At 66.8% G+C, this 25,889-nt stretch carries 19 protein-coding genes; 11 read left to right on the plus strand and 8 right to left on the minus strand.

Translation table 11 applies throughout. From position 1 onward, the window contains the following. Positions 1-131: 131 nt before the first annotated feature. Complete coding sequence (locus RM50_RS02005) at positions 132-353, minus strand: DUF7455 domain-containing protein (protein WP_018769678.1); 222 nt, start codon at positions 351-353, stop codon at positions 132-134. A gap of 255 nt (positions 354-608) precedes the next feature. Between RM50_RS02005 and RM50_RS02010 the strand changes: the two genes are divergently transcribed. Then, complete coding sequence (locus RM50_RS02010) at positions 609-2,717, plus strand: DNA gyrase/topoisomerase IV subunit B (RefSeq protein WP_043449437.1); 2,109 nt, start codon at positions 609-611, stop codon at positions 2,715-2,717. Between the two features lie 5 nt (positions 2,718-2,722). Here RM50_RS02010 and RM50_RS02015 read toward each other — a convergent pair whose 3' ends face one another. Continuing rightward, on the minus strand, positions 2,723-3,712 hold the full coding sequence (locus RM50_RS02015) for a M56 family metallopeptidase (RefSeq protein ID WP_043449439.1): 990 nt from the start codon (positions 3,710-3,712) through the stop codon (positions 2,723-2,725). A gap of 6 nt (positions 3,713-3,718) precedes the next feature. Next, positions 3,719-4,102 carry a BlaI/MecI/CopY family transcriptional regulator gene (locus RM50_RS02020; RefSeq protein ID WP_018769682.1) on the minus strand — a complete coding sequence of 128 codons (384 nt, stop codon included), beginning with the start codon at positions 4,100-4,102 and terminating at the stop codon, positions 3,719-3,721. A gap of 257 nt (positions 4,103-4,359) precedes the next feature. Between RM50_RS02020 and RM50_RS02025 the strand changes: the two genes are divergently transcribed. From RM50_RS02025 to cydD, 3 genes are read left to right on the plus strand one after another with little or no spacing between them, the layout of a single operon-like run. Further along, a complete protein-coding gene (locus RM50_RS02025; protein WP_043449441.1) occupies positions 4,360-5,955 on the plus strand; it encodes a cytochrome ubiquinol oxidase subunit I in 1,596 nt (531 codons plus the stop codon). A gap of 15 nt (positions 5,956-5,970) precedes the next feature. After that, a complete protein-coding gene (gene cydB / locus RM50_RS02030) occupies positions 5,971-7,020 on the plus strand; it encodes a cytochrome d ubiquinol oxidase subunit II (protein WP_043449443.1) in 1,050 nt (349 codons plus the stop codon). A 1-nt stretch (position 7,021) separates the two neighbouring features. Next, positions 7,022-10,552 (plus strand): thiol reductant ABC exporter subunit CydD, encoded by a 3,531-nt coding sequence (gene cydD, locus RM50_RS02035; RefSeq protein ID WP_043449445.1) that lies wholly within the window; start codon positions 7,022-7,024, stop codon positions 10,550-10,552. 71 nt (positions 10,553-10,623) lie between these two features. Here cydD and RM50_RS02040 read toward each other — a convergent pair whose 3' ends face one another. Then, the gene (locus tag RM50_RS02040; protein ID WP_043449446.1) at positions 10,624-11,142 is read right to left on the minus strand and encodes a DinB family protein; all 519 of its coding nucleotides are present in this window, start codon (positions 11,140-11,142) and stop codon (positions 10,624-10,626) included. Between the two features lie 9 nt (positions 11,143-11,151). Further along, positions 11,152-13,662, minus strand: coding sequence for a DNA gyrase/topoisomerase IV subunit A (locus tag RM50_RS02045; RefSeq protein ID WP_043449448.1), 2,511 nt, complete (start codon positions 13,660-13,662; stop codon positions 11,152-11,154). Positions 13,663-13,739: 77 nt separating this feature from the next. On the opposite strand from RM50_RS02045, the gene RM50_RS02050 reads away from it, so the two are divergent. The 5 genes from RM50_RS02050 (at position 13,740) to RM50_RS20565 (ending at position 19,707) form a co-directional block, all read left to right on the plus strand. Next, positions 13,740-16,424 (plus strand): bifunctional GNAT family N-acetyltransferase/acetate--CoA ligase family protein, encoded by a 2,685-nt coding sequence (locus RM50_RS02050; RefSeq protein WP_043449450.1) that lies wholly within the window; start codon positions 13,740-13,742, stop codon positions 16,422-16,424. A gap of 41 nt (positions 16,425-16,465) precedes the next feature. After that, positions 16,466-17,206, plus strand: a complete 741-nt coding sequence (locus RM50_RS02055; RefSeq protein WP_043449452.1) for a DUF5998 family protein — start codon at positions 16,466-16,468, stop codon at positions 17,204-17,206. Position 17,207: 1 nt separating this feature from the next. Continuing rightward, positions 17,208-18,443: an alkaline phosphatase family protein gene (locus RM50_RS02060; RefSeq protein ID WP_043449454.1), complete on the plus strand. Its 1,236-nt coding sequence runs from the start codon at positions 17,208-17,210 to the stop codon at positions 18,441-18,443. Beyond that, a complete protein-coding gene (locus RM50_RS02065) occupies positions 18,436-19,179 on the plus strand; it encodes a thymidine kinase (protein ID WP_043449456.1) in 744 nt (247 codons plus the stop codon). Before RM50_RS02060 ends, RM50_RS02065 begins: the two co-directional genes overlap by 8 nt. Positions 19,180-19,338: 159 nt before the next feature. Next, positions 19,339-19,707 (plus strand): hypothetical protein, encoded by a 369-nt coding sequence (locus tag RM50_RS20565; protein ID WP_156133810.1) that lies wholly within the window; start codon positions 19,339-19,341, stop codon positions 19,705-19,707. 1,091 nt (positions 19,708-20,798) lie between these two features. Here RM50_RS20565 and RM50_RS02070 read toward each other — a convergent pair. Next, positions 20,799-21,188: an ankyrin repeat domain-containing protein gene (locus RM50_RS02070; RefSeq protein WP_043449458.1), complete on the minus strand. Its 390-nt coding sequence runs from the start codon at positions 21,186-21,188 to the stop codon at positions 20,799-20,801. Between the two features lie 118 nt (positions 21,189-21,306). On the opposite strand from RM50_RS02070, the gene RM50_RS02075 reads away from it, so the two are divergent. Further along, entirely contained in the window at positions 21,307-22,014 is a 708-nt protein-coding gene (locus tag RM50_RS02075; RefSeq protein ID WP_156133811.1) for a hypothetical protein, read from the plus strand. A 58-nt stretch (positions 22,015-22,072) separates the two neighbouring features. Here the strand turns inward: RM50_RS02075 and RM50_RS02080 are convergent, their stop codons facing one another. After that, the gene (locus RM50_RS02080; RefSeq protein WP_156133812.1) at positions 22,073-22,297 is read right to left on the minus strand and encodes a hypothetical protein; all 225 of its coding nucleotides are present in this window, start codon (positions 22,295-22,297) and stop codon (positions 22,073-22,075) included. A 1,178-nt stretch (positions 22,298-23,475) separates the two neighbouring features. Between RM50_RS02080 and RM50_RS02085 the strand changes: the two genes are divergently transcribed. Next, entirely contained in the window at positions 23,476-24,996 is a 1,521-nt protein-coding gene (locus tag RM50_RS02085; RefSeq protein WP_043449462.1) for an HNH endonuclease signature motif containing protein, read from the plus strand. A 267-nt stretch (positions 24,997-25,263) separates the two neighbouring features. Here RM50_RS02085 and RM50_RS02090 read toward each other — a convergent pair whose 3' ends face one another. Further along, positions 25,264-25,872 carry a dihydrofolate reductase family protein gene (locus tag RM50_RS02090; RefSeq protein WP_043449464.1) on the minus strand — a complete coding sequence of 203 codons (609 nt, stop codon included), beginning with the start codon at positions 25,870-25,872 and terminating at the stop codon, positions 25,264-25,266. Between the last annotated feature and the right edge of the window lie 17 nt (positions 25,873-25,889).

A 25,889-nucleotide genomic window follows, 5' to 3' on the forward strand; every position in this document is an offset into this window, starting at 1 on the left:
CGGAACCACCGTGGGGTGGTTCCGGAACGGCCCTTTGTTATCCACGGAAATCGCCTGCAGTCCCTTAAACGCCCGCGGGACCCCTCCGTAATGGAGAGGTCCCGCGGGATCGTTGGTTACCGATGCCTCATCTAGTCGATCTCGACGGCAGCTTTCTCGTGAAGCTTTCCCGTCTCGTCGTGCCAGCCGGAGCTCAAGGGCTTGAGCGTCGCCTCGACTGCACGCGCGTGGTGGCCGCAGAACAGCAGCTCACCGCCGGAGGACTCGAGTACAACCCGGACATATGCCTGAGCTCCGCAACGGTCGCACCGGTCGAGTGCGTTTAGTGTGCGGTCTGCCACTGCTGTTGTCATGTCGGCCTCCTTAGTAGATCAGTACATCTATATAACCAGCATTCGTATCCAAACCATCGCAAGGATGGGGCAAGTTCGCTGTGCGCGTATCCACAAGGTTCGGTCAAGAATTGCACAGTTCCGCACATCACGGCCCCTGGTGGCGTGGCGCACACGCGCCGGAGGGTGTGGCAGGCGGCCGCCCGGGCTGCCGCCGACTACCCTAGAAGATGCGGTCCAGCACCGTTTCGACGTCCCTGAAGGAGTTCATCACCAGTGGCACCCAGCTCTGAGTACACCGCGCGGCACCTTTCCGTCCTGGAAGGCCTCGAAGCCGTCCGCAAGCGCCCGGGCATGTACATCGGCTCAACCGATTCGCGCGGACTCATGCACTGCCTCTGGGAAATCATCGACAACTCCGTGGACGAGGCCCTGGCCGGCTTCGGGCACGACATCCGGATCATCCTGCACGCGGACAACTCCGTGGAGATCCATGACGACGGCCGCGGCATTCCCATCGACAAGGAGCCCAAGACCGGCCTCACCGGCGTCGAAGTGGTCTTCACCAAGCTGCACGCCGGCGGCAAGTTCGGCGGCGGCTCCTACACCGCCTCCGGCGGCCTCCACGGCGTCGGCGCGTCCGTGGTGAACGCCCTTTCCGCCCGGCTGGACGTCGAGGTGGACCGTGGCGGCAAGACCTACCGGATGTCCTTCCGCCGCGGCGAACCCGGACGGTTCAAGGACACCGGGTCCAAGCTGGACCCGGCCGCGCCGTTCACGCCGTTCGTCGATGACTCCGTGCTGGACGTCGTGGGCAAGGCCAAGCGCGGAGTGACCGGCACCAGGATCCGGTACTGGGCCGACCGGCAGATCTTCACCCCGGACGCGAAGTTCTCCTATGACGACCTGGTGGCCCGCGCGCGGCAGACGTCCTTCCTGGTGCCCGGCCTCAAGCTCACTGTCCGGGACGAGCGCAGGCTCGCGGGCACGCCAGGTGAGGGCGGCCCGCATGAGGAGGTCTTCCACCACGACGGCGGCATCTCCGAGTTCGTCGAGTTCCTTGCCGTGGATCCTGCGGTCACCGACGTATGGCGGCTGCACGGCTCCGGCAAGTTCAAGGAGACCGTCCCGGTCCTTGACGAGCGGGGGCACAGCCAGCTCGCCGAGGTGGAGCGTGACTGCGAGGTGGATGTGGCCCTCCGCTGGGGCATCGGCTACGACAGCACCGTGCGCAGCTTCGTCAACATCATCTCCACCCCCAAGGGCGGAACGCACCAGTCGGGGTTCGAGCAGGCCCTGGTCAAGACGTTCCGGAAAGCCGTGGAGGCCAACGCCCGCAAGCTCAAGGCCGGCAACGACAAAATCGAAAAGGACGACATCTTCGCGGGCCTGACGGCCGTGCTGACCGTGCGGCTCGCCGAACCGCAGTTCGAGGGCCAGACCAAGGAAATCCTTGGCACCAGCGCTGTCCGCGCCATCGTGGCCCGCGTAGTGGAGCGGGAAATCACCGCCAAGCTGTCCTCCAGCAACAAGAACGACAAGTCCCAGTCGTCCCTGCTGCTGGAAAAGATCGTCAACGAGATGAAGTCCCGCATCTCGGCACGCGTGCACAAGGAGACGCAACGGCGCAAGAATGCACTGGAAACGTCCTCGATGCCCACCAAGCTGGCTGACTGCCGGACGGACGACGTCGACCGTTCCGAACTGTTCATCGTGGAAGGTGACTCCGCGCTGGGCACGGCCAAGCTGGCCCGTTCCTCCGATTTCCAGGCGCTGCTGCCCATCCGGGGCAAGATCCTGAACGTCCAGAAGGCGTCGGTGGGGGACATGCTCTCCAACGCCGAATGCGCGGCGCTCATCCAGGTGGTGGGCGCCGGGTCCGGCCGCAGCTTCGACATCAGCGCGGCCCGCTACGGCAAGGTGATCCTCATGACGGACGCCGACGTTGACGGTGCCCACATCCGCACCCTGCTGCTGACCCTCTTCTTCCGGTACATGCGGCCCATGATCCTCGAGGGCAGGGTGTTTGCCGCGGTTCCGCCGCTGCACCGGGTGGAGGTCATCAACGCGGGCCAGAAGGCCAACGAGATGATCTACACCTACTCCGAGGCCGAACTGCACGTGCTCCTGGCGCGCCTGGCCAAGGAAGGCAAGCGGTACAAGGAGCCGATCCAGCGTTACAAGGGCCTCGGCGAGATGGATGCCGAGCAGCTCGCCGAGACCACCATGGACCCGCGGCACCGCACCCTGCGCAAGGTGGGAATCGAGAACGCCCAGCAGGCGGAGGAGATCTTCGACCTGCTGATGGGCTCGGACGTGTCCCCGCGCAAGGACTTCATCATCGCCGGTGCCTCGAGCCTGGACCGGGAGCGCATCGACGCCTGACGGCGTCAGCCCAGCAGGCCCGGAACCACCAGGAGTGCGGTGGGCAGCGCCAGCAGCAGGACGGACCCTGCCAGGACGGCGCTGCGGATGGCGGCCGGGAGCTGGGGCTGCGGCGTCAGGAGCCGGCTGACCCGCGTTGCCGCTGTCCGGACGGCATCGGAGCCCGGGCCGCCCGAAGCGGCCTCGAGCCCGGACAGGGCCAGGCTGGGGGAGGAGGGCCGGATGTCGCCGCCGCCCGTACCCGCCGAACCGCTGGCAACAATGGCGATGGCCTTGATGAGGGTCGCTTTGCTCTCGGTCCGGAGGGCCACGTCATCGGCCAGCATCTCGATCAGCGAGTTGACCGATTCCTGCGCGAGCCGGGTGGTGGGCAGCCAGGGGAGTGCCTGGCGCCAGGCGGCGAAGGCCCAGAGCAGCAGGTGGTGCCGCTGGCTCAAATGCGCATTCTCGTGAATCAGCACGGCACGCAGTTCGGCCGGTTCCAGGGCTGCCATCAGGCCGTCGGAGAGGACCGTCACCGAGCGGGCGCCGCCCGGGAGGCAGTAGGCAACGGGGGAGTCATGGCTGATGACCAGGGTTCCCGCGTCCTGGCCGGACGGTGATGCCAGGAGCGCCAGCAGTTCGCGGTGCCGGCGCCGCTGCCGCTGGATCTTGTAGTAGGTCAGCAGCAGCGTGAAGACCAGGTGGGCCGTGAGCAGGGCTGCCGCGGAGAGGGCGAAGATGTGCCAGAATCCCAGGGCCGTGGTGGGCGCATTGAAAAGCACCATGCCGGCCAGGGCGCGGAGCCCCGCGATGAGGTTGTCACCGATGGGTTCCAGGCCGTACACCAGCATGGCGCCGATCATGGACAATCCACCGGCGAGGGCGATGGCCTGCCACAGCAGCATCGCGGTGAACGGCGACCTGGCAGGCCATTGCGCCCGTGAGAGCAGGACCGGCACCGGCCAGGCCAGGATGATCGCCAGGACCGCCAGCAGGTACGAGGCCCAGAACATGGTGGGCTAGAGGTGACCCAGCAGTTTGCGCAGCGTCTCGGCTTCACCTTCGGACACTGACCCGATGAAGCGGGCCAGGACGGCCTCGCGGTCGGGTGCCGAGCCGAGGACCTCATGCATGAGTTCGGCGGTATGGTCCGCGCGGCTGGACACTGCCTGGTAGCGGTGCGGGCGCGTTCCACGCTCGCGCTCCACGAGGCCCTTCTTTTCCAGGCGGGAGAGAACGGTCAGTACCGTTGTGACGGCCAGTTCCTTGCCTTCATGGCCCGGCCCGCCCTGCGCCGCCGACGTACGCGCCAGCTGGTCACGCAGGGTATTTGCCGTAGCCGCTTCCTGGCCCGCCCAGAGCAGATCCATCACTGCCCGTTCCAGTTCACCAAGACTAGCCATTGCACTTTTCCTTTATTTCCCCGCACCGGACGCTGATTGCGCCGGTGACATCACGCGGTGTTCAACTACACAACAAATCTACCCCGAAACCGGCCAACCTTCTACACCGGGTAGAACATGTGGCGCGTCGGGCGCTGCCGCGCCATCCTTATGAAGGGAGCTGGTTTTCGCCCACGGGACCTCTTGTTCTACACTTTGTAGAAGTTAGAGTTCTACGGTTTGTAGAAGAACTGCATTGGCTCACAGTAGGGACCGCCATGGACGCCTTGGAAATCGCACGCTGGCAATTCGGCATCACCACCGTCTACCACTTCATGATGGTGCCGCTGACCATCGGCCTGGGCCTGGTGGTGGCGGTCATCCAGACCGCCTGGTACCGCACCGGCAAGCCCGAATACCTGCGCATGACCAAGTTCTGGGGAAAGCTGTTCCTCATCAACTTCATCATGGGCGTGGCCACCGGCATCGTGCAGGAATTCCAGTTCGGCATGGCCTGGAGCGAATACAGCCGCTTCGTGGGCGATGTCTTTGGTGCTCCACTGGCCCTCGAGGCCCTCCTGGCCTTCTTTGTCGAATCAACCTTCCTGGGCCTGTGGATCTTCGGCTGGAAGCAGCTCAAGCCCGCCATCCACCTCGCCTGCCTCTGGGTGGCCGTCATCGGATCGGCGCTCTCCGCCTACTTCATCATCGTGGCAAACAGCTGGATGCAGCACCCGGTAGGCGTGGAAATGATCAACGGCCGGCCGGTAATGACTGATGCCTGGGCCGTCTTCACCAACAACACCGCCCTGGTGGCAGTCCCGCACACCCTGTTCGGCGCCCTCGCCGTGGCCGGCGGCTTCCTGCTCGGCATCGCCTGGTACCACCTGTGGCGGAGGCGGCACGACGGCGTCGACACGGTGGGTGCCGAGGGCCGGGTCATCCCGGGTGAAGACGTTCGCATCCCGGGGCGCGACCGGGTGGACCACAGCGTGTGGATCCGGTCCCTGCGGATCGGCGCCGTGGTGGCCATGATCTCCTTCGCCGGCACCGCGGTGACCGGCGACCTGCAGGGCAAGCTCATGTTCCAGCAGCAGCCCATGAAGATGGCCGCCGCCGAAGCCGCCTGCCATGACGGCACCGGCTTCTCGGTCCTGAGCATCGGCAACGTGGGCTCCAGGAACTGCGACGACGTCGTGGCAGTGATCGAGGTCCCCGGCATCCTGTCCTTCCTTGCCAAGGGTGATTTCACCACCGAGGTCAAGGGCGTCAACAGCCTCCTGCCCGAGTACAAGGCCAACTACGGCACCAACCTGCCGGACAACCCCATCTACGGTGAACGCGCGGGCCAGGAAATCGAATACGTGCCCGTCATGGAGGTCACCTACTGGGGATTCCGGATGATGATCGGCTTCGGCGGACTGGCCGCCCTGGCGGCCCTGGTGGCACTCTGGCTTACCCGCAAGGGCACCGTGCCGGAGTCGCGGTGGCTGATGCGCCTGGCCGTCTTCGGGATCATGGCGCCCTTCGGTGCCAACGCTGCGGGCTGGATCTTCACCGAGATGGGCCGCCAGCCCTTCGTCGTGGCACCCAACCCGGATCCCAGCGGCATCGACCAGGTGTTCATGTTCACCGCAGCCGCCGTATCCCCGGGTGTGTCCGCAGGTGAACTCATCGCCTCGCTGGTGGCGTTGACCGCCGTGTACGCCGTCCTGCTGGTGGTCGAAGTGAAGCTGCTGGTGAAGTACGTCCGCGGCGGCGTGGTCTCCGCCATGCCCGAACTCGGCCACGCACCGGCGGACGAAAACGAGGACGAAACGCCGGGCTCCGGCGACACCAAACCCGCCGACGACGTCCTGGCCTTCGCCTACTAGCAGAGGAACAAACCAATGGAACTGCTTCCCACCATATGGTTCATCGCCATCGCGGTGCTGTGGACCGGCTACCTCTTCCTGGAGGGCTTCGACCTGGGCGTCGGAATGCTGATGAAACTCTTCGCCCGGAACAACACCGAGCGGCGGGTGCTGCTGAACACCATCGGACCCGTCTGGGACGGCAATGAAGTCTGGCTGCTGACGGCCGGCGGCGCCACGTTCGCGGCGTTCCCGCTCTGGTACGCGTCGCTGTTCTCCGCGCTCTACCTGCCGCTGCTGGTGGTCCTGCTGGCCCTGATCTTCCGTGCTGTGGCCTTCGAATACCGCGGCAAGGTGGACACGGACACGTGGCGGAACCGGTGGGACTGGGCCATTGCCCTGGGTTCCTTCTTCGCCGCCTTCGGCGTGGGCGCGGCACTGGCCCTCACCACCACCGGCCTGCCCTTGAATGCCAATGGCGACCGTGAAGGCGGCCCCATGGCCTGGTTCAGCGGCTACGCCCTCCTGGGCGGCGTGGCAGTGGTGGGCTTCTCGCTCCTGCACGCCCTCGCCTTCCTGGCCCTCAAGACGGACGGGGACGTGCGGCACCGCGCCCGCCGGTGGTTCGTGCGGCTCCTGCCGGTCCTGCTCCTGCCCATCGCGGCATGGGCCCTCGCCATCCAGTTCATGGACGGCAAGCCCTGGACCTGGGCCGCCGTCGTCCTGGCCGTTGCTGCCGCCGTCACCGCCTGGCTGCTGGCCCGCAATGGCTCCGAAGGCCGGTCCTTCCTGGCCCTGGGCGCCTTCTTGGTGCTGGGCACCGCGTCCATCTTCGGGGCTGTGTTCCCGGTGGTGCTGCCCTCCACGCTGGACAGCACGTTTGACCTGACCATCTCCAACGCCTCCTCCTCGGATTACACGCTGGGACTGATGAGCATCGTGGCCGCCTTTGGGCTTCCCCTGGTGATCGCGTACCAGGCCTGGACCTACTGGGTGTTCCGCCGCCGCGTCAGCGCAGCGCACATCCCGGAAGCCCACAGCTTCCTCCCTGCGGTGGCCGCCAAGGCGTTCACCACCAAGGGCTGACATGCGGCCAACCTTCCCCGCAGGCCCGGCCACCCGTTCAGCCACCTACTGGCTGGGGTTCCTCGCCGCGCTCAAGGCCCTGTCCCTGGTCCTGATCGGCCAGGCCGTGGCCTCCGTCCTGGCCGGACTGGCGGCCGGCAACCCGGCCTGGGACGCGCAGCTGACCGCCGGACTCGCCGGCGTCGTGCTCCGCTCCCTGACTGTCTGGGGCCAGGCCGTGGCCGCCCGCAGGGCAGCCCTGGGAGTCAAGGAGGAACTCCGGGCGGAACTGCTGGAAAGGGCACTGCGTACCGGCGTCCGGACTACCGGTCCCGGCGACGGTGGCCTGGCGGTCCTGGCAACCCGCGGCCTGGACGCGCTGGACAGCTACTACACCCAGTTCCTCCCGGCCCTGGTCAACTGTGCTGCCGTTCCGCTGCTGCTGGGTGCGCGGATCCTTTTCGCCGACTGGGTGAGTGCGGTGGTCATTGTGCTTACGGTGCCGCTGATCCCGGTGTTCATGGTGCTGATCGGCCGGCACACCGAGGACAGCGTCAGCCAGGCACAGGCTTCGCTGGCACGGCTGTCGGCGCATATGCTCGAGCTCGCCAAGGGCCTTCCCGTGCTGGTGGGGCTGGGCCGGGCAACTGCCCAGCGCAAGGCCCTTGAAGAGATCTCCGAGGAATACCGGTCACGCACCATGGGCACCCTGCGGACCGCCTTCCTGTCCGCGCTGGCCCTGGAACTCATCGCCACCATCTCCGTGGCCGTCGTGGCCGTCTTCATCGGAGTCAGGTTGGTCCACGGGGACATGCCGCTGGAAGCAGGCCTGCTGGCGCTCCTCCTGGCGCCGGACTGCTACCTGCCGCTGCGCGAGCTGGGCACCGCGCACCACGCCAGCGACGACGGCAGGGTGGCCCTTGCAGCAACCACCGCCGTCACTAGTGCGCCGCACCCGGTGCCGCTGCCCGCAGCCAAGGCCGGACGGCCTGGTGCTCCGCTTGAGGTCACGGCACTCACGGTGACCTATGCCGGGCGGTCCACTGCCGCGGTCGGACCCCTGACCTTCACCGCGCCGCAGGACAGGATTACTGCCCTGGACGGCCCCAGCGGCGCCGGCAAAAGCACGGTCCTCGGCGTCCTGGCCGGGACCATCGGCGCCGGCGGCGGGACCGGCATCACCGGATCCATCCGCGGCCTGGACCGGCGCGGCGTGGCCTGGGTGCCGCAGCATCCCGTCATGGTGGCACCCACCGTCCTGGACGAGGTGCTGCTTTATCTCTCGCCGGACTCCAGCCACGGACCGGACCGGTTCGCCGCCGAAGAAGCCGCGCGCCGCTGCCTGGAGCGTGCCGGTGCCGGGCACCTGGCCGGGAAGCACCAGGCCGAGCTGAGCCCGGGCGAACTGCGTCGGGTGGCCTTGGCGCGGGGGCTGGCAAGGATCGACGCCGGGGCCACGCTCCTGCTGCTCGATGAACCCACCGCCCACCTGGACGAGGCCTCCGCCGCCGTCGTGGAGGATGCCATCCGGCGGCTGCGCGGCCGGGTGACCGTGATCCTGGTGGCCCACAACCAGCGGACCCGGGACCTCGCGGACCAGCTGGTGCCGGTAGTGCCGGTGGTGGCGTCCGGCACAGTGGCGGCAGCGCAGCACGGCCGCAGCGTCGGCCTGCCCGTAGGTGCCGCATCCTCCACGGATGGCGGCAGCGATGACCCGGGCGTGCCCGATCGCGCCGCCAGCACCGAAAGTGCCCCCGGCACTCCGCCCGCGGGCACCCGGTCCGGGACCGGCACTGTCCGGCTCCTGGCCGCCCTCCTGGGTCCGGTCCGCAGCAAGTTCGCGGCGGCAGCGTTCGTCGGCACCCTGGCGGCCGTCTTCGCCGTCGCGCTGTCCGGTCTGTCCGGCTGGCTCATCATCCGGGCCAGTGAGCAGCCGCCCATTCTCTACCTCCTGACCGCCATCGTCGGCGTCCGGTTCTTCGGCATCGGCCGGGCCGTGTTCCGGTACTGGGAGCGGCTGCTGCTGCACGACGCCGTCTTCGCCGCGTTGACCCGCCTGCGCGGCCGGCTCTGGGAGACCCTGAGCCGCCGGGCGCTGTCGTTACGCCGGCTCCTGCAGGGCGGCAACGTCCTGGGCACCGTGATCGACGACGTCGACACGGTCCGTGACCTGCTGCCCCGCGTGGTCCTGCCGCCCGTCACGGCGCTCGCAGTGTCCGTCCTTGCCGTGGCCGCAACGGCCGTCCTGGTGCCTGCCGCCGTTCCCGCTGTTTTGGCCGCCGTCGCGTGTGGCCTGCTGCTGGCGCCAGCCGCCGCGCTGTGGGGCGACCGCAAGTCCGCCAGCGTGGAGCAGTCCCTGCGGTCCGGCGTCCTGCGCCGAGTCGCTGCGGCACTGGACGCACGCGCCGAACTGCACGCCAACGGGGTGGCACCCCTGGTGCTCGAAGCGCTGCTGGCGGAGGACCGCGGCGCCACCCGCGCCTCCCAGCGCTCTGCGTGGGCCGAGGGGCTGGGTCATGCCGTTGCCACCGCCGGCTGCGGCACCGCAGCCCTGGCCGCCGCTTGGCTGGCCGGTCCCGGGGTCCTGGGTGACCGGGTGGCGCCGGCCACTGCGGCGGTGGTGGTCCTCCTCCTGCTTGCGCTGGTGGAGCCCTTCGCGGCCATGACGACGGCGGTGCGCCAGTTCCCTGCACTCCGCGCCGTGATGCGCAAAGTGGGGGAGTCCGGTGCCCTTGACGGCGCTGCGTCCAGCGGGGCCGACGGGCCCGGCGGCCTGCAGCCTGTTCCGGGCCGTGACGGCGGCGTCCCCGGTGTTGAGCTGGTGGACCTGGCTGCGGCGTGGCCCGGGGGCGGTCCGGTCTTCACCGGCCTGGAGGCCGTGTCGGAGCCCGGACGCTGGCTGGCGGTCACCGGTCCATCGGGGTCCGGCAAATCCACGCTGCTCTCCGTGCTCCTGGGCTTCCTGCCGCCGGCCGCGGGCCGTGCCATGGTCACCGGCCGGGCTGCATGGTGCCCGCAGGAGGCGCACCTGTTCGATTCCACGATCCGCGGAAACCTGCTGCTGGGCCGCCCGTCCCAAGTAAATGCGGGCCAGGCCAATGGGGTCCAGGCCACCGCCGGCCAAGCCAACGCGGGCCAAGCCGGGACGTCCCAGGCCGGGACGTCCGCGGATGGTGACTCAGTGACCGGTGACAGCGAGCTCAAAGCCGTGCTGGCCGCCGTCGGGCTTAATCACCTGGTGGGCCGGTTGCCGGCGGGGCTGGACACCCGGATCGGCCCGGGCGGTGCTTTCCTCAGCGGCGGCGAGCGCCAGCGCCTGGCCGTGGCGCGGACCCTGCTGACCGGCGCCGAGGTGATTCTCCTGGATGAGCCCACGGCACACCTGGACGCGGAGGCCGCCGCCCTCATGCTGGCGGACCTGCGGGCGGGGCTGCGGGACCGCACCGTGGTCCTGGTGACCCACAACCCGGCGGACATCCACCCAGGCGACGCCCGGCTGGACCTTGGAATTTCCTCGGGCCGGCCGCGGGGACCGCTGGCACGTTCCCGGTAAAAGCTTGCTACCCGGGTGACGCTGCCCCTTCCCGCTGACGGCTTGCCTGCCGGCCCCGCGGGTCAGCAGCGCTAGCCGTTGACGTCGTGCAGGTGGTGGACCACGTCGTGGAGGAAGTACTGGGCGAGCGTCAGGACGGTGAACTCCGAGCCGTTGCTGCGCAGGCCGCGGCGTTCCCAGTCCTCCTCACGCACCCGGGCAAATGAGTCGGCGGCCTGGTGCCCTTCCGCTGCCAGTTCCGCGCCCACCACGGCGGGGTCGGCGTTGCCGTAGTCCTTCTCCTCCGCGGTGGCGTCCTGGTCCCAGTTGTCGAACCGCGCGTCGTCCGATTCCAGCATCAGGTTCAGCCGCTGGTCGAAGAGGGCGAAGACGTCCCGCACGTGGCAGGCGTACTCCAGCGCCGACCACGTGTGGTCGTTGGGGCGCTGTGCCACACCCGGCCGGCGCAGGACGGCCCGCCACCGGGGGAGCATGCTCTCGATGCTTCCCGGAACCGTCGCCGGAGTGACGGTGGAGGCGTCGAAGGAGCATTCCGGGCAGGGGCGGGACAGGACCCAGGTCCAGTCCTTCTCATCAGGCACGATAGGCATGGGAGCAGTCTAGTTCTCCGGCCCGTCCGTCCACGCCATGGCCGGACCCACCGCTTCCACCGCCTGCGAGAGCGGGACGCCGGAGCCGTCGCGGCGGCCGTGCTCCTGCGGCAGTGACCGTGCCACCCCGGCAGCCGAGGATGCCTTGGCCGGGCCATGCCCCGCCCACGCAAGCAGCAGCGTGTCCTCGCCCTTCAGGAACCGGTGCGACCGGACCCCTGCCGTGGCGCGGCCCTTGGCCGGGTATTCGGAGAAGGCCGTCACCTTGGCGGTGCCCGGAGCGGTGCCGGGGAGGGCGCCGTTGGTGCCGGCAATGGTGACCACGACGGCGGACTCGTCCTTGGGCTGGACTGCACCGAAGAAAATCACCTGGTCACCGGCGGCGAGTTTGATGCCCGCCATCCCGCCGGCCGTGCGTCCCTGGGGGCGCACCGCGGAGGCGGGGAACTTCAGCAGCTGCGCTTCGCGGGTGACAAACACCAGTTCGGCGTCGTCCTCACCCGCGGGGGCCACACCCACCACGGTGTCCTTGTCCTTGAGGGTGATGACTTCCCAGTCTTCCCGGTTCAGGGGGTAGTCAGGCTGGACGCGCTTCACCACGCCCTGGGCCGTGCCGATGGCCAGGACCTCGTCCAGCCGCACGAAGGCCACCAGGGATTCGCCCTTGACCAGCGTTAGGAATTCCTTCGCCGGAACACCGCCGGCCAGGTTAGGCAGGCCGGTCACAGGCGGCAGTACGGGCATGTCCATGACCTGCAGGCGGAGCATGCGTCCCAGTGAGGTGATGGCAGCGATCTCGCCCCGGGCCGAGGTCTTCACCACGGAGGTGTAGACGTCGTGCTTGCTGCGGGGTCCCGCCTCGGCCAGCGGCTCCTGGTTGCTGGTGCGCGCCACTTGTCCGGATGCGGTGAGGATGGCCCAGCAGGGGTCGTCGGCGATTTCCAGGGCCAGCGGCGCGGCTTTAGTCTTCCGGCCGTTCGCTCCTGCAAGCTCCGCGGCAACGGTGGGGGAGACGGCCTCGGATTCCAGCAGTACCGTGCGGCGCGGGGTGCCGTGTTCTTCGGCGATGGCGCCCAGTTCGTCGGAGACCACCGTGCGGAGCAGTTCCTCGGAGTCCAGGATGGCCTGCAGTTCGGCGATCTCGCGGCGGAGCTCGTCCTGCTCCTTCTCGAGTTCGATCCGGGAGTACTTGGTGAGCTGGCGGAGCCGCAGTTCCAGGATGTAGTTGGCCTGGATCTCGGTGAGGTCGTAGATGGACATCAACCGCTCGCGGGCGGCGGCGGCCTCGTCCGATGACCGGATGATCTGGATGACCTCGTCGATGTCCACGATGGCGATAAGGAGGCCCTCCACCAGGTGCAGGCGGTCCTTCTTCTTGCCCAGGCGGAAGACGGTGCGGCGCCGGACCACGTTGATCCGGTGGTTGACGTACACGGACAGGAGGTCCACCAGGCCCAGCGTCTGCGGCTGGCCGTCCACCAGGGTGACGTTGTTGATGCCGAAGGAGTCCTCCATCGGCGTATAGCGGTAGAGCTGCTGCAGCACCGCGGTGGGGTTGAAGCCGTTTTTGAGCTCGATGACCAGCCGCAGCCCGTGCTTCCGGTCGGTCAGGTCCACGATGTCGCTGATGCCGGTCAGCTTCTTGGCGTTGACGGCATCCTTGATCTTTTCGATCACCTTTTCCGGGCCCACCATGTACGGCAGTTCCGTGACTACCAGCCCGGTGCGGCGCGCGGTGAGCTGTTCGATCTCCACCTTGGCCCTGGTCTTGAACGAGCCGCGGCCGGTGGCGTAGGCGTCGCGGATACCGTCCAGGCCCACGATCCGGCCGCCGCTGGGCAGGTCCGGGCCCGGAACGAACCGCATAAGGTCATCCAGGGTGGCGTCCGGGTTGGCGATCAGGTGCCGGGCGGCGGAAATGACCTCCACCAGATTGTGCGGGGCCATGTTGGTGGCCATGCCGACGGCGATGCCCGTGGCGCCGTTGACCAGCAGGTTGGGGAAAGCGGCGGGAAGGACGTCCGGCTGGGTCAGCTGGTTGTCGTAGTTGGGGACGAAATCCACCACGTCTTCGTCGAGGTGGTTGGTGAGCGTGAGGGCGGCCGCCGCCAGCCGGGCCTCGGTGTACCGCGGTGCTGCCGGGCCGTCGTCGAGCGATCCGAAGTTGCCGTGCCCGTCGATCAGGGGCAGCCGCAGCGAGAAGTCCTGCGCCATGCGGACCATGGCGTCGTAGATGGCGGCGTCACCGTGCGGGTGCAGCTTGCCCATGACTTCGCCCACCACGCGAGCACTCTTGACGTGGCCCCGGTCAGGGCGCAGGCCCATGTCGCTCATCATGTACAGGATGCGGCGTTGTACCGGCTTCAGGCCGTCCCGGGCGTCAGGCAGGGCGCGGGAGTAGATCACCGAGTAGGCGTACTCCAGGAACGAACCCTGCATCTCGGACGTGACGTCGATATCGACGATGTTCTCCGTGTAGCTGTCGTCCGCGATGGGCGTTGAATTCTGGCGGCGGGCCATGGGTCTTGGTAAATCCTTCTGGGGTTACTGCGCAGCCTTGCAGGCGTGCTGCGATAGTTTGTGGCTAGGCTAAGCCTATGGTGGATCAGCCCGGGGACGGCGAATATCCGGAACATTGGGAAGCCGATGTCGTCCTGCGCGACGGCGGAACGGCGCACCTGCGGCCCATCCACCCCTCGGACGCAGACGCCGTCCAGGCCTTCCACACCGGGCAGTCGCAGAATTCAATCTACATGCGCTTCTTCGCCTTCAAGGCAAGGTTGTCCGCCAAGGAGCTGAAGCGCTTCACGGAAGTGGACTACAAGGACCGGGTGGCGTTCGTCATCACCATCCACGACGAAATCATCGGCATCGGCCGCTACGACCGGCTGCCCGACCCCACCGAAGCCGAGGTCGCCTTCAACATCGCCGACGCCCATCAGGGCAGGGGCATCGGCTCCATCCTCCTGGAGCACCTGGCCGCCGCCGCCCACGAAAACGGGATCCGGAAGTTCACCGCGGAAGTCCTGCCGGAGAACCGCAAGATGCTGATGGTCTTCTCCGACGCCGGCTACGACGTCAAAAGGCATTTCGATGACGGCGTCGTGAGCCTCGAGTTCAACATCGACCCCACCGAAAAGTCGCGGGCCGTGATGGAATCCCGCGAGCACCGCGCCGAGGCGAGGAGCGTCCGGGAGCTGCTGGCGCCGTCGTCCGTTGCCGTCATCGGTGCCAGCCGCAAATGGGGCACCGTGGGCTACCAGCTGCTGGAACACATCATCGAAGGCGGCTTCCACGGCACCGTCTACGCCATCAACCCCGAGGCGCTGGAGCTGGCGGGCATGATGTCCTACGGCAAGCTCTCGGAGGTTCCCGAACCCGTGCAACTGGCCATCGTCGCCGTGCCGTACGAGGAAGTCCCCGGCGTGGTGGCGGACTGCGCGGCGGCCGGCGTCAAGGGCGTGGTCATCGCCTCCGCGGGCTTTGCGGACGACGGCGAACGCGGGCTTTTGCGGCAACGCGCCCTGGTGCGCCAGGCCAGGGCGAACGGGATGAGGGTGATTGGCCCGGCCTCGCTGGGTATTGCCAACACCCACCCGGATGTGTCCCTGAATGCTTCCATGGCGCCCGCCATGCCGCTGCGCGGCAGCCTGGGCCTGTTCAGCCAGTCCGCCGCGATCGGCGTCGCGCTGTACGCCGCGTCCAGCCGGCGACGGCTGGGACTGTCCAGCCTCCTTTCCGCCGGCAACCGCGCGGACGTCTCCGGCAACGACATGATGCAGTACTGGGAGGACGACGCCGACACCTCCGCGGTGGGCCTGTACCTGGAATCGATCGGCAACCCCCGCAAGTTCTCCCGAATCGCCCGGCGCCTGGCACGCACCAAGCCGGTCATCGTGGCCAAGTCGGACACCATGGGGCTGCGCCTTCCTCCCGGCCATGCCGTCCGGACCACGCAGGCGCCGGCCGGCGCGCTGGACGCCATGCTGCGCCAGTCGGGCGTCATCCGGGTGGAAACCATCGAACAGCTGGTGGACGTCGCGCAGGTGGTGTCAGGCCAGCCGCTTCCCGCCGGACCTGACGTTGCCGTCTTCAGCAACTCACAGGCGCTGGGCAACGTGGTGGCGGACAGCGCTGTCGCGCACGGCCTGGGGGTGGCGCAGGTGGTCTCCGGACTCGACCTTGACTCCGGCCAGTCGGTGGCCTTGCCGGCGCTGCGGAAGGCCCTCCTGGACGCCCTCGCCTCGGACGACGTGCACGCCGCCGTCGCCGCACTTCTCCCTGCCCGCGGCCTCACCGCCGACGCCGTGGCGCAGGTCCTGGCGGAATGTTCCGCCAGCGCGGGGAAGCCGGTGGTTGCAGCGTTCACCGGCATCCTGGACCCGGCCATCCACGTGGAGGGACTGGTGGGCGCCGACGGGTGCACCGTCCCCTGCTTCTCCAACCCCGGAGCCGCCGTCGCCGCGCTCGCGGCCGTAGTCCGCTACGCCGAGTGGGCCGCGCGCGACCAGGGACAGTTCGTGGAGCCGGCCGGGTGCGACCCCCGGCAGGCCGAGGCCGAACTCGACGCCCTGCTTCAAGACGTGAAGGGGGAGCAGCTCAAGCAGCTGGACCCCACGGCCACTGCCTCCCTGCTGGGGCATTACGGCATTTCCGTCCTGCCCTCGGCGCCGTTCACCACCCCGGACGAGGCCGTGGCGGCAGCAGACTCGCTGGGCTGGCCCGTGGTGCTCAAGACCACCGACCCGGCTCTGCGGCACCGGCTTGACCTGGGCGGCGTGCGCCTTGGCATTGAGGATGCGGAGTCGCTGCGGCTCAACATCGAGCAGATGCGGCGGGCGCTCGCAGCCTACGGCAGCCCCGCGCTTGAGGTGCAGGCGATGGCGCCGGTGGGGCAGGCCTGTACCTTCCGGGCCATCGAGGATCCGTTGCTGGGCCCCGTTATTTCCTTCGGGCTGGCCGGGGATGCCGTCAACCTGCTGGACGACTGGGCACACCGGGTGCCGCCGCTCTCCGCGGCGGACGTGCACGACTTCATCCGGTCGCCCCGCGCCTCCCTCAAACTCTTCGGCTACCAGGGCCTGCCCGCCGTTGACGTGCAGGCGCTGGAGGATCTTGCCGGCCGGCTGGCGTGGATGAAGGACAACCATCCCGAGATCGCGCTGGTGGAATTCAACCCTGTTCTGTGCGGCCCCGCAGGGGTGACCATCCTGGCCGCGGACGTGCGGATCGGCAATGCCGCGCAACGCACGGACAGCGCGCGCCGGGCCATGCTGGGCTGACGCGGTTAGCAAGTGACCGGACGATCTGTGAAAATGGGGGCATGAGCTTTCCTCCCGCTTCGGCGCCCGAAACGCCCGGCAACGAAAACCAGGCAGTCCGCCAGCACAGCTCACACAACCACGGGATCCAGGGCCAGAGCCTGGAAGACGCTTTGCAGAAGGCGGGGTTCTACCCGCGCCTGGTCTCGGATGTCGTCGATGACGCACTGGATGGCCGGGACTGCGTGGCCCATCTGGTGCACCTGGAAACCCACTTCGACCGCGCCGAAGTCCGCCGCCACATCACCGTGCTGGTCCTCACCGCCGACATGCTGGTCATTACCCACGTGGATGACCAGCAGCTTGACGAGGCGGGGGAGCAGATCGTCGCCCAGATCTCCACCGAGTCCGTTCCCGTGGCGCAGATCCGCTCCGTGGTCCTGAGCTACATGTACGCGCAGCCGCAGAACTACAAGCCCTCGGACCCGGTGCGTGAACTCACCCTGTCCATCGCCTGGTCGGGCGGCCAGCGGCTGGACATGGGCCCCGCCAGCTGCGGCGACCCGCAGTGCGAGGCCGACCACGGCTACACCGGGACCATCGCCCAGGAAGACATCGTGCTGCGCATCAGCGCCGAGGCGGACGGGCTGCAGGCCGTGCAGGACGCCAAGCTCTTCGCCAGGGCCCTGCGTGCGGTCAACACCGGCTCCCCGGCGCCCGTGTCCCACGCCCAGTCCATGGCGCCCCGGCCGCGGTCCGGGGTGTTCGGCAACCGGCTCAGCCGCGGGCACCAGCAGCGCTGAGATGCCGGAAGACCGCGCCAACGCCGTACCAGCCGCCACCATCGCAGGACGTACTCCGGACCTTCCACCCGCACCCGCCTACGGGCACCGCTCCATTGCCGAAGTCCTCACCAGCGCTGCTGCGTGCCTGGGGGTGGAGGACTTCACCAACACTCTGGGACTCCCGGCCGCAGCGCGCGTCTGCATCGTCCTGGCGGACGGACTGGGCAGGAACCTGCTCAAGCAAAAAGCCGCGCACACACCGTTCCTGCGGTCCGTGATGCAGGCCGGGCAGGGCGACATTCCGGTCTGGCTGGACTCCGCTTTCCCCTCCACCACGGCAGCGGCGTTGTCCAGCTTCGGAACCGGGCTCCCCGCAGGGCAGCACGGCATGGTGGGCTACGACGTCCTGGACCCCGACCAGGACAAGGTGGTCAACCTGCTGGGGAACTGGGACCCAGGCGTGGACCCCGCTGCCTGGCAGCCGTTCCCCACCGTGTTTGAACGCATCGACGGCCACGTGGCGGTGAACACCGTGAGCTTGTCCCAGTTCGACGGCTCGCCCATGACCCGGGCCGCGCTGCGGGGCGGCAGTTTCATCTCCGGCACCACCTCCCACGCCCGCACCGCCGCAGCCGCCGAGGCCATGGCAGCCTCCGGGCCGGCCCTCATGTACTTCTACGTCAACGAACTGGACAAGGCAGGCCACCGTTATGGCTGCCGTTCGGAACAGTGGGAACATCAGCTCGAGGAGCTCGATGCCACGGTCAAGCGGCTCAATGCCTCGCTTCCGGCCGGGACCCTCATCCTGCTGACCGCCGACCACGGCATGCTGGACGTTGCGGAATCACAGCGGATCGACTTCTCCGCCTACCCCGAGCTGGTGGACGGTGTGCGTCACACCGCGGGGGAGCCGCGGATGGTGCACCTGTACCTTGACGGGGCGGAGGCGGGGACTGCAGGTGTCCGGGAGCGGCTGCTGGGCGCCTGGAAGGCACGCTTCGGTGACCGTGTCTGGGCTTTCACCCGCGAGGAGGCTGTGGCCGGGGGACTTTTTGGTGACGTGCGGCCTGCTGTGGAAGGCAGGATCGGTGACGTCATGATCGCGGCGCGCGACGCCGTCGCGCTTTACGACGGGCGGCGCATGCGGCCCACCGCCATGGAGGTGGTGGGCCAGCACGGCTCGCTGACCAAGGCCGAGCGGGAAGTTCCGCTGCTGTGCTTCACCGCCGAAGGAAGGACCAAGCGGCGTGGCTGAGCTGATTTTCTTTTCCGGCACCATGGACTGCGGCAAGTCCACCCTGGCCCTGCAGATGGACTACAACCACCGGGCCCGCGGCCGCGGCGGCGTCCGCTTCAGCCGGAACGACCGCGCCGGGGAGTCCCGGATCTCCAGCCGCCTCGGCCTGGAGACGGACGCCGTGGAGGTCCTGGACTCCACGGACTTCTGGGAGGAAGTCATGCTCCGCCGCACCCGGGGCCAGAGGGTTGACTACCTGATCTGCGACGAGGCCCAGTTCTACACCCCGGAGCAGGTTGAGCAGTTGGCCAAGGTGGTGGACGAGATCGACGTCGACGTGTTTGCCTTCGGGATCACCGCCGACTTCCGGACGCGCCTGTTCCCGGGGTCGCAGCGTCTTATCGAGCTTGCCGACCGGGTGCAGGTGCTGCAGGTGGAGGCGCTGTGCTGGTGTGGCCGCCGCGCCACGCACAATGCCAGGACTGTCGACGGCGTCATGGTCACCGAGGGTGCACAGGTGGTGGTGGGTGACGTGGACATGGTCGTGGACGCTGCCGCCGCTCCCGAAGCGGAGCATGTGCCCGTGGTGGGTTACGAGACATTGTGCCGGCGCCACTTCATGCGCAGGGTGACCGCGCACGGCGCCTCCTTGATGGCGCAGCAGGACCAGTTGCTGCCGTTCGACGTGGATGCCTGCCTATGGCAGGGGTCGGGCGGGCCGGGCGAGAGCCGCAAGCCGGGTGGTAAAGCGTGAGCGACCGAGGGTTCGCTCTTGAGGTAGTTGGTGCAAGGCGCCCTATTTGCTGTGGCTCCTGGTGTCCCGTAAGGGGATCCTTAACCGGGCAGTCGAGCCGCAGCAGGGGTAGGTGCTGTAGACGTGCAAGGATGTGACCAACCCTAAGAGGAGAGCCCAATGAACGTCACCGTCCATGCCCCGTTGCCTAACGCGATCTTCCTCGTGCTGGGTTCTCAAGAAGCGACGCTTCCCGATGTCACCGCTGAAGGTCTAGTTTGGGCGAGCGACGACGCTCTCATCATCGGTGGGACTCATGAGATGGACGGCGACACCACAATTCATCTGTCTGGGCAGGAACCCTCACAGGAGCTCATACTGCTTGCGTCGAAAGTGATTGGTTGCCCGGCAGGAGAATTGACCCTAGAAACTGTTGATGGTGAAGAGCTGTCGCAGTACAAAGTTCCAGCAGGAACAGCACGGATTGGCATTTGGGTAGATGACCTTCGCGAACCAGGAAATGTGCACCTACAGGTGGTAAGCGCCTAAATCCACGAGTCACTCTGTAACTACTGCCCCTACAACGCATATTGCTGCCCGCTCAGGGAGCCTTTACCGGACAGCCCGTCATCGGTCTCTTCGGTATCCCCGCCTGCGCCGGTATACAGCTCTAACTAAACCGGCTGCGAAGCCTGTCACTAGCAAGAGGGAGACCGCCGTTATTGTCCACGTCGCAGCGTACCCAGCCGGTGGCCCAACGTAGCAGGATGTGTCCCCTGCGTAATCCTCCGTGTTGTATTGGGAGCAGCTTCCGACCGGCCACCACAGCCATCCAGTGAAGAGGACGATCGGGGTTATAAAGAACACCCACGGCCATGCCCTGTTCCACGGCCACTCATCGATTTTTTTCGTCATCGTGCCCCCCTTCACGAGTGTATCCGCGGCAAGAAGGTCAAACGCCGCTTCATCACTGGAAGATCTCTCGTAAAACCGTTGCCAGCGAACGGGCGTCGTTTCGAGCTCGACCGCAAGTCGACCCGTTGGCCGCTGCCTCAGCGGAGGCTCTGCTGCCCGCTGGGGGATCCCTGACCGGACGCCTCGACGGTCTACCCGAGCAGCGGCCGCCAGCACGAAAACTATGCCTTCACCCATTCGCTGCCGCCAAGGACGGCATCTAGAGATCAGTTCCCATTTTCGGACGTTGAACTGACCGAATGAGCCTATAGGCGAGGTAAGACGCAAACACCGCTACGACAGTCATAAACGCCGGGCGAATATCGGGGGGAATGAGATAAAAGTCTCGACAGACGCTCGTACCGCCGGCCGTGCTGGCACTGCAGCCCTGACTCGCGATACTGAGCGCAAAAGTGGTAACAGCAGACAGCAAGACAAGAGCGATGGCCCAGGGCCACCATTCTGTCCATGGCCACGATGCTGATCGTCGCGGTTGTCCCTGGTCCGTCATAGGCAGAGCCTAGACAGCTTTCCGGGAACGGTAAACAACCCTTCGTGATGGATCTACCGGGCCGGGGCTACAGTTGGTCGGGACATTCGCATGAACCGAGCAATTCTTCGTCGAGTTCTGCACAGAAAATTGTGTTTCATGAGGCATCCCTATTCGTCCGTAGCTAGCACGAGGCTCAGCGGAGATCTTCGAAGTACTGTGCCACGTCGTAGTTGCCGATCAATCTGGCGAGTCCCACGGGGGTCTGCCCTGCATCGTTCGGATGCAGTGGATTTGCACCGCGTGATCGCAGCAGATCGATCATCTCCGGCCGGCCGCGCGAGCTGAAGACTGCGACGAACAGCGGTGTGTTACCGAAGGAGTTGGCTGGATCGACCATCGCGTCGAGGTTGAGCAGCGCAGTCGCCGCGGCAAGGGCGTGTTCCTGGGACGCAAGGTGAAGCGGGGTGAATCCCTGGCTGTCGGACGAATCGGGAGCCTCGCCTTCTGCAATCAGCCGTGTCACCTCCGCGGCATCATTGGTGAGTGCTGCGTAATGAAGCGGAGACCGACCGGCGCGATCCATAGATACCTCAATTCTTGGTGCTGGAGACACTGCACCATAACCGATCCTTCAGCGGGCGCCATTGCATCCGATGAGCGACCGGCTCCCGGGTGCCGCCGAAGGCGGTAGAGTGCGTTTCATGACATTGGGGGATGTGCAACCCACTCCTGCCCGCCGCCCCTGGACGATCGTCGCAGTGTGCGTCATGGTCGTCGCGATAGGACTACTCCTGTTCGGCCTATCGCAGGTGCCCCCGATCCAGCTGCTGCCCGGGTACACCACTGCATACCTAGTCATCGGAGCGTGCATCTTCGGCCCGCTCAGAAAGCTTCCATCGCCGCGGCAGGCCGTGGCGTTCCTGCTGCCCGGAGCCCTGCTTGCCGTCTTAGCAGTGCTGAACCTGGGCTTCTGGGCCGGCGGCTGGCTGCTTGGCCTGCCAGCTTGGGGGCTGCTGCTAAGTCAATGGACGCCGGAGAACCCACTCCGGGTGCTTCAGGTTCTCAAGTTTTTGGGCCTTCTCGTGCTCGGTGTCGCGATCTTCACTTTCAATGTGATTTACCCGTTCCCCAGCCTGGGCCTGTTCCTGCTCCCGGTTATTCCCTTCATCCGCCTCGCCTACCCCGAGCATCCAGTCAGGCCGCTGCAAATCGCCGTGGAAGTTCTCGTGGGCGTCGCCACCATTGCGGCGGCTTTGGCGATTCCCACACCGGAAGGGTCATGGTCCTCACCTTGGTCCCTTGCTGGCGGGGGCGCCACCGTCGGACTAATGATCGCGTTATGGGCACGTGGTCTTACCCGCCGCTCCCACCGTCCCCAGCTCAACGACGCTGTGAAGGTCCAGCCCTAGCGGGAGAATATCCTCGCCGGCGCCCTGTAGAAAATCCTTCGCCGAACATCTCGGCGGCCTACCCGAGCATGGTGTGAAGAACTATCAACAACACACCTGCAACAAAGAGCAGCGCGCAGAACAGCGTGCCCAGCAGTTCCATGCCCCGCAGCTGCTCAGCTTTGTCTCGAACGGGAATGATTTTGATCTTCTCCGTAATCAGGAATATCTGATAAGCCGCTATCCGCTTACGGAAGACAAACCAAGCAGCGGCCACCAGCACGAAGACTACGCCTTCACCCATTCGCACCCCCAAGATGATTAGCAGGTTCGGCCAGGCCAGAGCCGGACCCTCCCACTGATCCACCCAGTGTTGCAGACCTCGTGTTTAGAAGGCGTACGCTTGCCGATCCTTCACCGGCCGCCGGTGATGTAGTCAGCTCGGCGAGTCAGGCGTCTCGGTACGCGCAGTTGCGGTTTCGTCCGCTGATGGCTTTCTCCACCGTTGGATTTGGAAAACCAGCCATGCGGTGGCGGCAATCGCCACCAGCGGGAAGACGGGCCTCCCGCTGAATGCAACTACGGCAAAGGCGATCCAAAGAACACCAGTGAGGACGCCCATGGAGATCAATGACTTGCGGGTAACCGGATAGGAAGGCAGTTCAATCCCTTCGGCGCGGAGCTGTCGGGCCTCCGAAGCTGCGGCCCGGATTAAGGGAACAAACATTGCAGCCAATACGGCGGCTATAAGCGTGGACCGCCACGGTTCCGGAACGCCGAATGCCTCAAGGGCGGACCCCAGCAGTGATCCCAGGATAATGAACCAAAAAATTGCCCAGCCGGCCAAGCGCCTCCGCTTAGGCGGCATTCCCTCTAGGGAATCCGGTGGCCATGATTGCCACTCATATCTGTTATCGCTCTTGCCTGCCCCCATGGCCATGTCCACAGGATACGCCCCGCTGGGTGCGGGGGCGTATGTGTTCACCGTTGAGATACCTTGCCGGGGTCGTGCCCGTATGGCGGTCCTTTACCGCTCCAACCCGGCTCTGACGTGCGGTGTTGTAGCCGCGCAGATTGGGGTGTCCCCTATACCCCGCCCGCAAAAATGCCCGGTGACGGTGCCCTAACGCTACACACCATTCAATGGTCTGGTCCCCCTCGAGACCCGTTAGCAGTTCCACGATGGACCCGTCGATGTTTGCTGGGAGCCGCTTCGATGCACCTGTGGATTCTGCCCCGTCTACATGCCGGCGGGCCCTGGATGAGGCGCTCAACATGGATTCCCTGCTGCGGATAGCGGCGCCAGGACCCATCTATCACGGTTGGTATTGATCTAGGGAAGCAGACCCAGAAAGCCGTAGGACTGTCCGGTGAAGTCGAAATACAGGTTTAAGGTACCCACCTCACCCCCGTGAACCCGCTGACTGAATTGCTCCCGATGATGCCCGTGTGATTGTCGTACCCCCTTGTCATGATGGGTTTATGGGGAAGGCAGCGGTGGTGAAGGCGTTCGGGGAAATCCAGGCTGCCCTTGCTGTGCTGAATGCTGAGGTGGATGGGGCCGGGTTGGTGCCGTTTTCAGTGTCTGATCCGTTGGCTGGGTTGGCGGATGGTTGCCTGGATATTTTGGCTGGTGCGCGGGAGGTGGAGGCCGGGTTCGCGGGGTTGAAGGCGAAGGCTGCGGTGACGTACACGGAGGCTGCTTGTGCTGTTGCGGGCCCCGACGTGCCGGTGGTGGCGCAGGAGATAGCGGTCGCCGCCGAGATCGGCTGCGTGCTGGCCCTGGGGCCGCGGGCCGCAGGCACGTTCCTGGCCACCTCCCACGCCCTGACCACCGGTTTGCCGCGGACCTTGGAGGCTTTGCAGGCCGGGTCCCTGTCGTGGCAGCACGCGGTGGTGATGGCCGATGAAACCGCCGGCCTGGATGCCGCGGGGGCTGCCGCGCTGGAAGCCCATTTCCTGGACCCGGACGCCCCAGACCCGGCGCGGGGGTGCCCGGTGGGGCAGTTGCCGGCGCACCGGTTCCGGGCCAAGGCCCGGTCCTGGCGGGAACGCCACCACGCCGAGAGCATCGAAAAACGCCACGCCAAAGGGGCGGCGGAGCGGCGGGTGGAGTCCCGGCCGGACCAGGACGGGATGGCCTGGCTGTCCGCGTACCTGCCCGCGGACCAGGCGGTGGCGGGCTGGAACCGGCTCACCGCCGTCGCCCGGTCCCTGCAGGGCCCGGACGAGCGCCGGACCCTGACCCAGCTCCGCGCGGACCTCTTCGCGTCCGCGGTTCTGGGCAGCACGACTCCTGCCAGCCCGGACGTCCACGGGACGTCCGCCAGCAGGGATCCCAGGACGACTTCCGCCGGCATGCAAGCTCGGGAGAGCGCAGCCGGAAGCGTTGAAGAAACAGATGTCCCGCCGACATCAATAAGGGCGCAGGTGCTGGTCACCGTTCCCGTGTTCTCGTTGCTGGGTCTGACCGAGGAACCGGCAATGCTGGACGGGTACGGTCCCATCCCGCCGTCAATGGCCCGGGACCTCGTTGCGAACGGAGCCGGGTCCTTCCACCGGGTGTTGGTGGACCCGCGGGACGGGGCGCCGCTGGAGATCGGCAGGACCAGCTACCGCCTCACGAAAGCCATGCGGGCCTGGCTGCGGATGCGGGACGGCAAATGCCCGTTCCCCGGCTGCAGCAACCACTCCCTGGACAACGAGGCCGACCACCTCCTCGCCTGGGCCAACGGCGGCACCACCGGGATCAGCAACCTGGGCCAGCCCTGCCCGCAACACCACAGACTCCGGCACACCACCGGCTGGACACCCACCCCCGCGACCAAGAACGAGCCACCGGGCTGGACCTCACCCACCGGCCGGCACTACGCCAGCGAACACCAGGACTGGGAACCAGCGCACTGGCCGGAGGGGATAAGGCCGGGCGCCGTTGACTTCTTCCACCGCGGGCTGTCGCCCGGAGAAGATGCCCTTGAACGGTTCCTGCGCGTCCAGGCCTGACCACCGGGGGCCACTACTGGGGAAGCCCTCCTTCGACACCTGGCCCGATAATCCGGCAAACCTCAGGACACCCGCTGGTTGCACAAAGCCACGTTTTGCCGCTGAGCATGTCGATGCGGCGGCTGGTTCTGCTGTGTGGCGGCTGGTTCTCCTGAACGGCGTTCTTCTGCCGCGGAAAAGACTCCACGGCGCGACGTTCTTGGGCCGGGCGGAGCGTTCCAGGCGTTCATGTACCGGGCCCGGCGTTCTTCGACCGGTAAAGGTCTCCTACTGGGAGACCCGGCGGTAGCGGATGTGGGTGGCCAGGGGAGAATGGAGCACCTCAACGGGTTCGAAATCGAAGGATGCAATCCCGTCGAAGATCCGCTCACCTGATCCGAGCAGGACTGGCGCGATGTCGAGGGTCAGTTCGTCAACCACCCCGGCGGCCAGTGCCTGCCGGACCGTGGACGCCCCTCCTGCGATGTCCACGCCCTTGCCGGCGGCAGCTTCCACAGCGGCGGCGTACGCAGCATCGAAACCCCCGGTGACGAAGTGGAACGTTGTCCCACCCTCCATGGGGATCGGGTCATGCGGGTAGTGGGTCAGGACGAACACCGGCGCGTGGTACGGCGGTTCCGGACCCCACCAGCCGTTCCACTCCTCATCCCAGCCGCCCCGGATAGGCCCAAACATGTTCCGGCCCATCACATAGGCGCCCCGTGGACGCATCAGCCATTCGGCGGCCACTTTGTCGGCATCGTTGGCACGGGGATCGCCAATATGCCAGCCGTGCAGTTCCAGCCCGCGCTTGCCCAGCGGGTTCTCCCGGCTTTGATCAGGACCGGCGACAAAGCCGTCCAGCGACATTGACATGTGGCAGGTAGTGTCCGGCACGGCGAACCTCCATGGTG

Source organism: Pseudarthrobacter phenanthrenivorans, from assembly GCF_000813845.1.
GTDB lineage: Bacteria > Actinomycetota > Actinomycetes > Actinomycetales > Micrococcaceae > Arthrobacter > Arthrobacter phenanthrenivorans_B.